Source organism: Thalassotalea sp. G2M2-11 (genome assembly GCF_017168195.1).
Taxonomy (GTDB): Bacteria; Pseudomonadota; Gammaproteobacteria; order Enterobacterales; family Alteromonadaceae; genus Thalassotalea_E.
This window is the reverse complement of the sequence record NZ_JADNYL010000001.1, coordinates 1,038,708-1,052,389: the sequence shown is the minus strand read 5'-3', so window position 1 is coordinate 1,052,389 and position 13,682 is coordinate 1,038,708. Positions and strand designations below refer to the sequence as shown.

Genomic DNA, 13,682 nt, shown 5'->3' with positions numbered 1-13,682 from the left:
TGAGATATTAGCATGCTCAGTTTTACATTTCGTGAGGAAGCGAGACAATGAACAATTCAACTCTGACAATGACCGTTATCATCGATTTTGCTACGTACTGGGCTGGCGCTTAAAAAAAGCATCCATACTAAGCAGCTCCTGTATTAATTGTTTTTATATAACTTCCGCTGTCCTTAACAATTAATCCTCCCCTTACTAGCCGTTCAAGATAACATTGCCATAATTCCACTAAGTGGAGTTGAGATTTATCGATCAAGTTTTTTACTGAACTTGTTCTCTAAAAGGTACCTCATTTTGACAACACAACCAAACACTCAACCTGCGCAGCCAGTAGCTGAGCAGAAACTAACATTCAGGCAACTCTTTGCTTTAGCGTTAAAAGGACAACATCGAGATTTAACTTCAGGCTCTATTGGTGTTGCTGCTTTTTTACTGGCAGTTCCAATGGTATTAGAAATGCTGATGGAATCGATTTTTGCCATTACCGACATCTTTTTTGTTTCAGGTTTAGGTGCACAAGCCGTTGCCGTAGTTGGTTTAACAGAAGCGGTTTTAACATTGCTATACGCCATCGCAATTGGTTTTAGTATGGCCGTAACCGCCACAATTGCCAGAAGATATGGCGAGAAAAACATTGAACAAGCCAATGTAGTCGCGGGGCAAACACTATGGATAGGGATGACAGTCGCCTTGATTGTTGGCTTTATCGGGTTAAATTTTGCTGAAGATATTCTGATTTTAATGGGCGGTGAGCAGGCATTAGTCAACGCAGGTAAAAGCTATACCACCATAATGTTAACAGGCTCTATCACCATACTTTACCTATTTTTGCTGAATGCCGTATTCAGAGGCGCAGGAGATGCTTCGGTTGCCATGCGAGCATTGTGGTTAGCTAATGGCATTAATATTGTGCTTGATCCATTGTTAATTTATGGCATAGGTCCATTCCCTGAAATGGGGCTTACAGGCGCCGCAGTTGCCACCACAATTGGCCGAGGAGTTGGTGTACTCTATCAGCTCAATTACCTATTTGGTATTAACGGACGCATTAAAATAGCAATGCACCACCTTGCATTTAAACTTACGGTGTATTTGAGCATTGTAAAACTCTCTTTTGGTGGTGTCGTACAGTTTTTAATTGCGACAGCGAGCTGGATTGTGCTTATCCGTATCATTTCAACCTACGGCAGTGAAGCCGTTGCAGGATACACTATTGCTATCAGAATTTTTATGTTCGCAATTTTACCTGCGTGGGGGTTAAGCAATGCCGTTGCTACTCTGGTCGGGCAAAACTTAGGAGCCCAACAGCCGGACCGAGCAGAGCAATCTGTATGGCGTATCGCCAAGTATAATATTTACTTTTTATTGGTGGTTGCAATCATTTTTATTACCATTCCTCACGGCATTATCAGTCTGTTTAGCACAAATGATTTAATCGTGGCTTATGGTGTAGATTGTTTACGTTATATTAGCTATGGCAATGGCTTTTTTGCGTTAGGGATGATTCTAGTGCAGGCATTTAATGGCGCGGGAGATACCATGACACCAACAAAAATTAACTTTGTCTGTTATTGGTTAATACAAATACCACTCGCTTATGGTTTAGCAAAATGGTTAGCTTTGGGCCCAACGGGTGTGTTTTTATCAGTCACCCTAGCACAGCTAGTATTTGCTTTGATAGGCTGGCGGATCTTTAGTAAAGGACAGTGGAAACTAACAACAGTGTAAATGTTAGCCTTAAACATAAAAATGGGAGCAATTTGCTCCCATTAGTTTACTTATCAACGCTATTTAGCGAGAAACTTTCAACATATACTTAGCAACGGCAAGACGAGTTTCTTCATCTAAGTAATTTTGTGGTGGCATCTCTGGATAATCATCACGTTTCTTTGTAGGACTAGCAATAAAGTCCGCAATACCTTGAGGGTTGTCCATATACAATGCCTGGATAATTTGTACTGGCGGACCAATCATACGCCCAGTGTAAGTGTGACAACCGGCACAAATACCATTATAGACAACACTGCCACGCTCTGATGGGTCAATAACACGTGGCGCAACTGGCTTATCAAGTAAGTAAGTAACAACATCATCGGTGTTAGTAAAGCTACATTCTTTCCAGCTATTCACACCAACCGAAACGTAACGGTGACGATTAATAATACAACTACCATCAGTTGCCCCTACACGGACGATATCAGGCTCGCCTTGTTTAAACTCAGTCAACATTAACGCTTTCACTTCGTCTATCGTGTCATAGCCATTACGGTACATAAGGTTATTTAACAGCATTACTCGATCAGGTTTAGGATCTGATTCAGGATCTATGGTGGTGTTAGGTGCATTATTGTGATCTGTGATCAAAATACCTGCGGTTTTATTATCGCTAATAATATTATCTTCCACCACAACATCATCAGCCGCCATAATTAAAATCCCTGTACCTGGGGGAATGCCGGCCACTGTAGAGCCTGGAGCAGCAAAGTTTTTATGGTTATTACCAATAACGAAATTATTGCGAATAATGACATCATAAGTCGTTTTTATCGGTAAGCCAGGAGTAATAAATGCCAATATGCCGCCAGTATTGTTGTGTACATTATTATGTTCAACAATAGCATGACGAGAATTTTCAATTTCAATACCCGCAACACTGTCAAATACATCGTTATACGCAACATGAATGTTATCACTCATGCCGACATAAATGGCTGCATCCTCGATGCCTGAAATCACGTTATATTCAACCACACCATTTTTACCCAGTTGGGGAAATATGCCGTAAACGCCAGTATCAACAATGATGTTATTACGAATTTCAAAGTTGTTACCCGCCTGCCCCATGATGGCATTGCCTTTGTAGTTAGTAATTTCTAAATTCTCAACGATAAAGTTATTACCCGAATACAACACAGCATCATTTAACTGTTTCTTACCATCAAGTACCGCACGCTTTCCTTCTTTAATCACCCCGATAATACTGATGTTATCTTTATCAATATAAACGGTTTCATGATAAGTACCCGGCATGACTTGAATGATGTCACCAGGCTTAGCCTTTTCGACCATCGCCATGATGGATTCACCATCATTGACCACATGAGTTTCACCTGCAATAGAACGATCAGCCACAATGCTATTGTATTTCGTCTTTGTCGCATTATTTTCTTGTGCTGTTGTTTGGGCATCCGATGATTGCTGATAGCCACCGCTATAGCTTTCCCCACCGGCACTATTAGTAATCACCGGTGCTGAGGTTTGTTGGCTACCATAATAACTGCCACCGACAAAAGCGCCGACAACGAGTAGTGCCGCTACTATTTTTCCTGAACTCATATTATTCTCCGCGTTGCTCATTGAGTTTATTGTTATTTTTAGTATTAGTTAGTGTTTGTTGTTCAATTCTTTGTTGATACTTTTGATCGATCGGCGGTAAACCAGATGGCACCCGCTCAGGCACTTGTGGCGTTAAGCTTTCATCGGTTAACGTTCCCATAAATTCAACAATTAACTGTAGCTCATCATCGGTTAAATCGGGTTCAGAAATATGCCAATGCAATTGCATCTTCTCCCCTTTGGGTACCGAGTTTCCTCGACCATCGTTATAAAACTTCACCGCATCAATTAATTTTTCATAGCGACCTGAATGCATATACGGTGCAGATTTAGTGATATTTCTCAGGGTGGGCACTTTAAAGCCACCCCGTAACTTAGGGGCACTAAAGGTTTTTTCAGCCCCAATATCTAGTGCTCGACCTTCAGGCTCCGGGCTACCGATCACCGCCACTTGATTGTTGGTAAACAATGGCGGTTGATGACACTCTGCACAACGAGCAACAAAGGATCGAAAGACATTTAAGCCGGCAATTTCTCTTTTATTTAATGCTTTATGGTAACCATGCGCATACCTATCATATCGACTATTTAATGAGATCAGTGATGTTTGAAAGGCAGCTAATGCTTGATAAACCGACGTAAGCTCTATCTGTGGTTTTGTCGGGAATGCCTGAGCAAACATATCAACATAATCTAAGTTATTTCGTAGTGTGGTTAGCAACTGTTCAGGGCTATTACCCATCTCAAATTCATCAAACAAAGGACCTTGCGCCTGTTCTTCTAAAGATGATGCTCGTACGTCCCAAAAAAACTTATCAAGAAATGCAACATTCCAAAGCGTTGGTGCAGAACGCCCCACTTTTTCCCCCGTCACGCCAACACTTCGATCTAAACCATCACTAAAGCCTTTGTCTGGCTGATGGCAGCTAGCACAAGAAATCGAGCCATCTTTTGATAACGCGGGATCAAAAAATAAATAACGTCCTAAGTCAATTTGAGCCGGTGTAAATCCGTCGCGGTGGGCAGGTAAAGAGGTTTGTGTTCCCCCAACCCCTCTATTTTGCACTGAGTCATAAAACTGATATTGAGTCACTAATCGACAGACACCTTGCTCGGTTAATTCAAAACTTGGCGGACAATTACTGGCTAAGGAGAAAGAACCATCGTTTGCTGTTACCTCAGCGGAGATGATACAAACACTCAATAATACATAAACAAGATGCTTCATACTTGACTACCTACTTTGATTGCGTCGCAATGTAATGCAAAATATCATCAAGCTCTTTACCTGTTGTAGTTTTCGCCATCATAGCCATTTGTCGACCCAGTTTATCTTCTGCGTGCGAGCCTCTCACCCCGCTGACAAAATTATTCATTTGACGTTTTAAATATGCCAAGTTTTGCCCTGCTAGTTTGGGCGCATTAAATGCTTCATTTCCTTGTGCTTGACCACCATGACAGGCTCCACATTTTGCTTGAAAATAACGACTACCATTCATTAAATCACCGCTTGATGTTTGTGTTGTCTGTGGGGAGAGCTTAGCTAAATACTGACTAAGTGCAGGAACTTCTTGTTCAAAGTCTAATTGCTGACTAACTGCCACCATTTGTTGACCAAAACTATCAGCGGGTTTATTGCCACGAATGCCAGTAGCAAAATGTTTTAATTGGCGAGTGGTATAACTTGCAGATAAGCCCGCAATAACTGGGGCATTTAATTGTGGATTGCCTTGGCCTTTGTCACCATGACAAGCAACACATTGTTGAAAAGATTGCGGAGCTTTGTCCGCATAAGCAATATGGCTAACAGTTATTATTAACGCACCACATATTAAACTGGTTACCCGAGTAACAAATTGCCTTGTTGCTAACTTCATATCATCCGCCGTTTCTTGCATTCATCAACTAATCGCTGACTCCACTATATCGTGCTGAAGATTAAATGCTGACGAATTATCAAATAAAGCTGACGGATTCTAAAACTGGATGTTTTTTTAAAATTAAACCAGTATAAAAATAGGAATTACAGATAGAAAACAACAAGTTAAAATTATTTAAGTTATTTTTTCATTAAATGTTTTTTTCTATACTCTGTTGGTGTCATATTATGTGTGGCTTTAAATGCCTTATTGAATGAGCTTAAACTACGAAAACCACTTTCTAACGCTAAAGTTAATACTGGTGTATTTTGAAAAGCAGGATCATTTAAAAAATGAGTCACTTCTTTAATACGGTAATGATTAAGAAAGTCATTAAAATTACGATAATTTAATTCACCATTAATTAAATTACGCAATTTGTATTCGTGAATACCAAGATGCTTTGCCAAGCTTGAGATGGTCATCCCTTCTTGCTGATATAATTTATCTTGCTCCATAGAGTTAAGAATTTGAACCACTTCTTTTGATGACTTTGTAGATTGAGACTGCGAGATACCCTGATTATCATTTACCGTTACTGTTTCAAATAAACTTGATTCATTTAATTGAAATAAGAAAAAGTTAATCCCTGTTACTAACGTTACTAATAAAGCACTTTTCGCCAATTCAAGCCATTGCCACTGAATATTAAACAGCGTTTCTAAAACGATCACTAAAATAATATAAATAGAAGCAATGGTGATCACTGCGCCACGTAAATAACGGCGCTCTTGTACGAGATCATCTCGCCACTGACAAAAAGAAATCACCAACGCATGTGAAATCAGCACTAATTCAAGTAATAAAGCCCCGTAAGTAAACAAGCCATAAATCGCAGGATAGTTAATGAGTTCAATGGAGAAAAGCAGTTCAATAACCTGACTCAACAATGGCACAAATAAAGTTAATGATGCCAAAGCATATTGCCATCTCTTTAATTCGGTATGCCCGCCAAACACACTCAAACTGACTAACCAAAACACCCCTGGTAGCGCATTACCACCAAGATGCCCAAGCCACCACAATACAGAGTGCGTGCCAATGGAAGTAAAGGTATCACTAAGGATATAACTACCGCTACATATCATTAATAAGATAAAAAGAGGAATAGCCGTATTTTTTTTTCGATAAGGAAATAATAATAAGACGCAAAGCGACATTTGAGCAAAAGCAAAATGGTAAAAAAATTCAGCCATAATGGAGAGTAAACTAATCAGTATTATTATGTGCGTCATATACTAAACGCAATATCACATTATACCAAGTAGAGAAAATCATTAAGATAAAAAAAGCTTAACAGCTTGCACTGTTAAGCTTAATAAAGGTGACAACAGCATGAGTTAAAACATATACTTTACATCAATACCGGCTTCCAAGCCTTTATTGACACTAGTTGTACCGGTACCAAGTACATCTTTAGTTCGGCCGCCGACCGTTCCAGGATAGCGATTGTCTAATAAGTTCTTACCCCATAAACCTATCTCTAGAGATTCATCATCACTGATCCATGAAATACGCGCATTTAATAGCTTAGTATCATCAAAATAATGAGGAATACTATTAACCCACTCATCATTACCAATTTCTAGGCCTCGACCATTTTCACGAAAAACGTAATCAAGGTGCACAATAGCGAACCCTTCAGATACTGCTGGCATCCAATCAGCAACAAGCGTATAAGAACTATTAGTATCGCTCTTGGCGGTTCCTGCCTCGATCAAGGTGCCAACATCGTTATAAAACGCTTCTGTTTCCACGTCAACATTTCTAACTTCAGTGACAAAACCGGTCGAAAATGTATCGGTCATTTGCCAATTCATCGACAGTTCAAAACCGTCAATCACCATATCTTCATTGACTATGGTAGGTAAGGCCTGTGCTTGCTCAGGTGGCTTAGAGTTTTTGCTAACTTGTCTATCATCTAGGACATTATGAAATAGCGATAACGTAGTGACGATTTCTTCAAACAATACGCCCTTATAGCCAATTTCATAATTCAGAGATTCTTCGGGTGCAAACGAAACATCCAGCACCTGACCCGTTGCGGGATCAAGCAAGATACTGCCATCACTTTCACTGTGAGGAGAATTTAGTGAATCAAAGCCGCCCGCTTTATAGCCAGTAGCAATCGAAGCAAACACCATATGATCATCATTAATAATATAGCCCGTACCTAAACGACCTGTGGTTTTACTCCACGACTTTGACTGCTCAAGTTGCTCACGAGCAGGAAATAAAATATTACCTACGCCAGGTCTTACTTGAGCAAACTGTGTTTGCGATACCTGCCATGAGAAGTCTTTTTCATCTTTGGAATAACGTAATCCAAAGAACACATTCCATTGATCCGTAATTTGAAAATCAAAATCAGAATAAACCCCGTAACTGGTGAAATCCCCCGTATTGATAAAGTTCTCAGACCACATTTGTCCCGCATAACTAGGACCAAAAATTTCGGCAATACCTAATTGTTGAGCGACAATATCATAGGTAGCATCACCGGTTAAGGCCACAATATCTGCTGTTAATGGTGTGCCAGGAGGTACCGCTCCAATGGCTGCAAGGTAATTCATGATATCACCTGCAACGCCCATCACATTCAACGTTGTCGCCCATTGGTCAGCATCCCAAATATGCTCTAAAGGAAGACCATACAAGCCCAATAAATAATCAACAGTTTCTTGAGGAACATTTTCAGGAGCGACACCCACAGAGTTGGCAAATTCTTGTCGAACCCCTGCTGCTATTTGATCATTTAACTGACCAGACACTAAACGTGCCGCAGTATCTGTCGTGGTACTGATAAAAGTCGTTTGATGAACATCTTCTTTAGAATAAGTCAGTCCACCAACATAATTGAAGTTGTTGGTATTATAATTGATTTGTAACTCATTATAAAAAATGTCTGAATCTTCCTGATTATCGGTATCTAAATAACGAGTCACATCTTGTGTGCCATCTTCATCAATCCGGTTAGTTGTTTGCCATTCCCGCTTACTTGAAATCAACATCATTGACCAATGGTCATCAAACTCATGATTCAACTTAACGGTGACGGCAGACATATCACGGCTTTCATTGCCGTTTACCACATCGTTGGCAAAAGTATCGGCAAAAGGGTCTGTTGGATTTTCTGCATATGGGCTTAAACCAATAGCAGCACCTGGCGCTTGTTCAACCTGATCCCAATCATATGATAATTGTAGATCAGTACTTGATGACACCTGCCACTTTAAAGCAGCACGTAATGCTTGATGGTCTTTTTGACCTGCATCTTTGGCTTTTTTACCCGGCAAGTTTGAATTGGCAACATTTTTAATATAGCCATCTTGCATGTTGCTTAAACCATTGACTCGAAGATATACATCATCAGATAACGCGACATTCCACATGCCTTCTATACGCTGTAAATTATCAGTGCCAAAAGAACCTTTAATAAAACCAGTATTGTCATCTTCAGGCGCATTAGGGATCATATTTACCACCCCCATAGCTGCGTTTTTACCAAATAAGGTACCTTGCGGCCCTTTTAGTACTTCCACTCGCTGCATATCCGAGAACAGCACATTTTGCGCCGCTCTTGGCATATAAACACCATCAAAAAAAGTTGCTGTCGATGGATCGCCCCCAACACTGATGTTCGGACTAGAGACACCACGCATCGTCACGCCGGCTTGGGTAACATCGCCATCGCTAAAATCAAAACCAGGAATAAACTTATCAATATCAGCCAGCATCACTGAGCCGGATTGTTTAATTTCTTCATTAGAGATACTGTCAACGGTAACGGGCACTTTCATAATATTTTGCACCCGCTTTTGTGCCGTCACTTCCAAAACTTCTATTTCTTGTTCGGCTTCATTGCTACTTTGCTCAGCAGCATGTAACCACAGTGGCGTTAGTATGAGTGATGAGATTATTGCTTGTGCGATACGATTTTTTCTATGTTGAAATATTAACCTGCTGTTGTAATTGCCATCTGACATATTACTTTCCCCTTGAGCGAATCTAAAATTATGATTATTTTTATTGCTGATTTATTTTTATACGCCTGTTTACTATATTGATGTATATCAACTAATGCTTACGTAAAGTTGAAAAACACTGACGGAATATTAAAAACCCCCTAGTGATTATTAAAAACCGCAGTAAAAAAGCTAAGTAATTCAATAAATTTGGTTGATGTGATTTAACGCAAATAATCAATTTAAATATTAAAAATATTGCAGATAAACATTCACTTTTAACATTAACTCAGATTATTTTTACTATTGATGTCCGATTTTCGCCAGTAATTCAGTACAATTACCCTAAGCTAAACTTTTAAAAATAATTACTAAGCCCTTAATGACATTTACCCTAAACACTAAAATCTGTGAATCAGCAAGACTCAGTAGAGATGCCCGTTTTGATGGTAAATTTTTTACTGCCGTATTAAGTACAGGCATATTTTGCCGACCTATTTGCCCTGCTCGTCCGCCAAAACCAGAGAATGTTCAATACTATCTGAGTGCAGAACAAGCATTACAAGCTGGTTTTTCACCTTGTAAACGCTGTTTCCCTGAGCAAGCGGCGATGAAAAACTTACCTCCTAAGATAAAGAAAATTATTCATAGTGTTGATTACCAGCAGAATAATATTAGTGATATCGCCCAAAAGTTTCACTTGAGCCCTCGACAATTACAACGCATATTCAAGCAATATTTTGGCATATCACCCAGTGCCTATTTTCAACAGCAACGCTTACTACTTGCGCGTAAATTATTATCCACCACACAATTATCAATCAGTGATATTTGCTTTGCCAGTGGTTTCCAAAGTGTTAGACGCTTTAATGAAGCGATCAAAGCTTGCTATCAGTGCCCACCTTCATCGATAAGAAAACAAAGCAAATTAAGCAACAATAATCTAGTTGAGATCAGCTTAGCTTATCGCCCCCCTTTTGACTGGCCATTAATGCTCAGTTTTTTTAGAAACCGACAAATTGCTGGGGTGGAGTACATTGACGAACATAGCTACCAACGCAGTATCAGGCTTGACGACTGTGTTGGCTGGTTTTCACTCAGTCATGCAATTAAACAATCAGCACTGATCTTACGCGTTTCACTGTCTGATTTTAGCTACCTCAATCAGGTGATTATCCGTGTTAGGCGCATGTTTGATTTAGATGCCGATATGCAATTAATTCATGAACAGCTAAATGATCACCCATTATTAGCTCAGGTAATTAAGCGATGTCCAGGCCTTCGTCTACCCGGTTGTTGGGATATTTTTGAATTTTCAGTACGCGCCATACTTGGTCAACAAGTTTCAGTAAAAGCTGCAACCACCTTCGCTAAACGCATCAGTGAAAAATACGGTCAATATCATCCAGATTTAGCAGAAAATACCCAGTTAACCTTTCCCTCGGCAAAAATGCTTGCCGATACAGATTTTGATGGGCTAGGGTTAACTCAATCTCGACGCGATACCTTACAACGCTGGATAGCATTTTATCTATCAAATAGTGATTTAATGGAAAATTACCCATCACTTGAGCAATTAGAGCAACAACTATGTCAAATAAAAGGTATTGGCCCTTGGACGGTAAATTATATTGCCATGCGTGGCTTAAGTGAGCCAGATGCCTTCCCCAGTGCTGATCTAGGGATTATCAAAGCCTTAACCGACAACCAGACAAAGCCTAAAAATCAGCAAATACTGGCATTGGCAGAACAATGGCGACCATGGCGCTCTTATGCCGCTATTTATCTATGGCAATCACTTACTCCCAATACCCCACCAACAAAGGATTAATCCATGTACTTCTCACTTTACCACTCTCCTTTTGGCGACATAGCTTTAACGGCGACAAAACAAGGCTTAACTGGCTTAGCTTTTCAACAAGGCGAAGCTAAAATTAAGCTGCCTGAGCAGTACCAACAAAATGCAGCTTTTTTTCAGCCCGTGCATCAACAATTAGATCAATACTTTGCAGGAACCAGAAACAGCTTTGATATACCACTAGCTCCACAAGGCACAGCGTTTCAACAAAAAGTATGGCAAGCCTTAACCACAATCAAACAAGGTGAAACCAAAAGTTACGCTTGGTTGGCTGAGCAAATTAAGAATAAAAAAGCCGTGCGAGCCGTGGGCAGTGCCAATGGCGCAAACCCAATTGCACTTATTATCCCATGTCACAGAGTGATAGGAAGCAATGGTAAATTAACCGGTTATGCCGGAGGATTAGCGTTAAAGGCTAAGTTACTTGCTCATGAAGGGGTACAATTTAAAGACTAACAACTTTATTTCTGCCAGATTCTTTAGCTCGATAAAGCGCTTGATCAGATCGCTGAAGCAGTTTGTCTACCGAGTCGCCTTCTGAATATGCGGTAACACCAAAACTTACCGTTAAGTTAAAACAGATGTCTTGATAATGAATATGTGTGCGCTGAACTTCCTGCCGGATACGATCAGCCAGAATTGAAGCCGATTGTTTGTCTTTATCAAGACAAATCACCACGAATTCTTCACCACCTATGCGGGCTGGCGTATCCGAAGCACGCACATTTTTTTTCAAAATTTTGGCCATTTTTTTCAAGGCTTCATCTCCTGCCCCATGGCCAAACTGATCATTAATTTTCTTAAACCAATCGATATCCATATAAATCATCGACAATGACAAACCATTACGTTTTGCTACCGACAAATCATGCTCGATCACTTCTAGGCAATAACGCCTATTTGCAAGCCCAGTTAAAATATCTGTTCTCGCATCAACTTCCGCTTGCTTTTTGGCAATACGAATTTCTTTGGTTCGCTCGCGGATCATTTGTTTCAAGCGAGTATTATGAACGAATAATAAGCTACCAATAAGCAGAGCAAAAACTAAAAACAGTTCTACCTTGTAGACCCCTAGCCAATCTAGTGCACTTTTTTCGATATATTTACTGTACAAAAATTTATTTAAATTAAGTTGGTGATATTTAATATAACCAGCAGTTTCTAAGATATTAATTATTTCCGACCAACGCTCTACACTCATATAGCCAATCGGAACAATATCAGCATGGATCAGCTTTATTAATGCACGTGCTTCATACATCAATCTCTGTTTTGATTTATCCTGGGTGTTATATTTTTCAAGTATTAAGTCAACGATCTCTTCCTGATGATCAATAGCATACTGCCACCCTTTTATCGTCGCAGCTCGAAACCGAGCCACTTCATCAGGGTGTGTTTGCAGCAGTCGCTCAGAGGTTACTAGCACATCACCATAAAACGAGACATTATGATCCTGAGGGGAAAAGACAAAAAAAGGCTGGTTTACTTGCTCTAAATAGAATGGTTCATTGGTATTGTAGCCATTAAAGGCAGCAAACTGCTTTGTTAAAAACCCTTTAAGTGGGTCATTGGTGGGAATAACATCAAGATCGGTAATATCAAGGCCAGCTTTCGTTAGCATGGCATTAATTTCGGCATTCATAATGCCCGTACTCAGCATAACCTTTTGACCTTTCAGGTCAGTCATTTTTTTATAATGGCTAATTAACACAGAAGGGGAATGTTGATAAATAGCGGCAAGTGCTACCAAAGGCACACCGTTAGCGCGATATACAATGGCACCAGCCCCAACGACAGCATAATCAGCCTTTCCCAGTACTAATTGCTCAACAGGAGTCGGGCCTGATGAACGCTCCAATAGCGTAACATTAAAGCCAGCTTGTTGATAAAATCCTTGTTCTAGAGCCGCATAATAACCAGCAAACTGAAATTGATGCTTCCATTTAAGTTGTAAATTAACATCGGTAACATTTTTACTGTTTTCGGTTGATGTACAGAGCAAGGGGTATAATAGTAAGATAAAAATGAGAACACGCATGAGAATACAGCCATCTTTCCTTGGTTAACTTCTGTACTATATTAAATTTAGTCCAACAAACTATATATGTCACTAAAATAGTTACAACTAAACTTTTTCTCCTTAGAAGAAACTAATTTTCATGAGTGAATCGACGATAAAAACATACCTTTTTATGAATAGTTCACTTACACTAAGCCTACTGATATTGAAGAGATAATGATGTGGAATTTTTTGTTGTATTCGCCGTTATTGTGCTTAGCTGGATGGCTTGGCAACTCTATAGAGCAAAGCAATTTACTGGCTTTAAAAAGCAGGTCGAACAAGAATTAAAAGCTCAAGTGATCAAAACGATCCAATCACAATTAAAAGCAGGTCAAACAGCACTAACACCTAATAATGACTGTCATGTACAAGCCACGATAAATTATTGGTGCCAATACCCGGTAAGAATTGTTCAATATGCGCTAGCACATGAGATAATCAGCAAAGAAAGCTTAATTGCAGCTGGCAATTATCGTCATTGCCAGCACTTATTTCATGTCCAGCGCCAATATATGCACCATTTTCAAGATCAATAAGTTCAA

10 protein-coding genes are annotated in these 13,682 nt (G+C 39.8%); 4 read left to right on the top strand and 6 right to left on the bottom strand.

Annotation, left to right across the window (positions count from 1 at the left end; translation table 11 throughout):
• Positions 1–294: 294 nt before the first annotated feature.
• Complete coding sequence (locus IV514_RS04510) at positions 295–1,728, top strand: MATE family efflux transporter (protein WP_206483694.1); 1,434 nt, start codon at positions 295–297, stop codon at positions 1,726–1,728.
• A gap of 63 nt (positions 1,729–1,791) precedes the next feature.
• Here the strand turns inward: IV514_RS04510 and IV514_RS04505 are convergent, their stop codons facing one another.
• The 5 genes from IV514_RS04505 to IV514_RS04485 form a co-directional block, all read right to left on the bottom strand.
• The gene (locus IV514_RS04505; RefSeq protein ID WP_206483693.1) at positions 1,792–3,336 is read right to left on the bottom strand and encodes a parallel beta-helix domain-containing protein; all 1,545 of its coding nucleotides are present in this window, start codon (positions 3,334–3,336) and stop codon (positions 1,792–1,794) included.
• A gap of 1 nt (position 3,337) precedes the next feature.
• Positions 3,338–4,564, bottom strand: coding sequence for a cytochrome c peroxidase (locus IV514_RS04500; protein WP_206483692.1), 1,227 nt, complete (start codon positions 4,562–4,564; stop codon positions 3,338–3,340).
• 10 nt (positions 4,565–4,574) lie between these two features.
• Positions 4,575–5,213 (bottom strand): c-type cytochrome, encoded by a 639-nt coding sequence (locus tag IV514_RS04495; protein ID WP_206483691.1) that lies wholly within the window; start codon positions 5,211–5,213, stop codon positions 4,575–4,577.
• 182 nt (positions 5,214–5,395) lie between these two features.
• On the bottom strand, positions 5,396–6,451 hold the full coding sequence (locus tag IV514_RS04490) for a helix-turn-helix domain-containing protein (protein ID WP_206483690.1): 1,056 nt from the start codon (positions 6,449–6,451) through the stop codon (positions 5,396–5,398).
• A 144-nt stretch (positions 6,452–6,595) separates the two neighbouring features.
• Positions 6,596–9,241 (bottom strand): TonB-dependent receptor, encoded by a 2,646-nt coding sequence (locus IV514_RS04485; RefSeq protein ID WP_206483689.1) that lies wholly within the window; start codon positions 9,239–9,241, stop codon positions 6,596–6,598.
• Between the two features lie 361 nt (positions 9,242–9,602).
• Between IV514_RS04485 and IV514_RS04480 the strand changes: the two genes are divergently transcribed.
• Positions 9,603–11,051 carry a DNA-3-methyladenine glycosylase 2 gene (locus tag IV514_RS04480; RefSeq protein ID WP_206483688.1) on the top strand — a complete coding sequence of 483 codons (1,449 nt, stop codon included), beginning with the start codon at positions 9,603–9,605 and terminating at the stop codon, positions 11,049–11,051.
• A 3-nt stretch (positions 11,052–11,054) separates the two neighbouring features.
• Complete coding sequence (locus IV514_RS04475; RefSeq protein ID WP_206483687.1) at positions 11,055–11,534, top strand: methylated-DNA--[protein]-cysteine S-methyltransferase; 480 nt, start codon at positions 11,055–11,057, stop codon at positions 11,532–11,534.
• Here IV514_RS04475 and IV514_RS04470 read toward each other — a convergent pair.
• Entirely contained in the window at positions 11,524–13,116 is a 1,593-nt protein-coding gene (locus IV514_RS04470) for a GGDEF domain-containing protein (protein WP_206483686.1), read from the bottom strand. The two genes, IV514_RS04475 and IV514_RS04470, sit on opposite strands and share 11 nt — an antisense overlap.
• Before the next feature lie 203 nt (positions 13,117–13,319).
• On the opposite strand from IV514_RS04470, the gene IV514_RS04465 reads away from it, so the two are divergent.
• Positions 13,320–13,676, top strand: a complete 357-nt coding sequence (locus tag IV514_RS04465) for a hypothetical protein (RefSeq protein WP_346776894.1) — start codon at positions 13,320–13,322, stop codon at positions 13,674–13,676.
• Positions 13,677–13,682 lie beyond the last annotated feature (6 nt).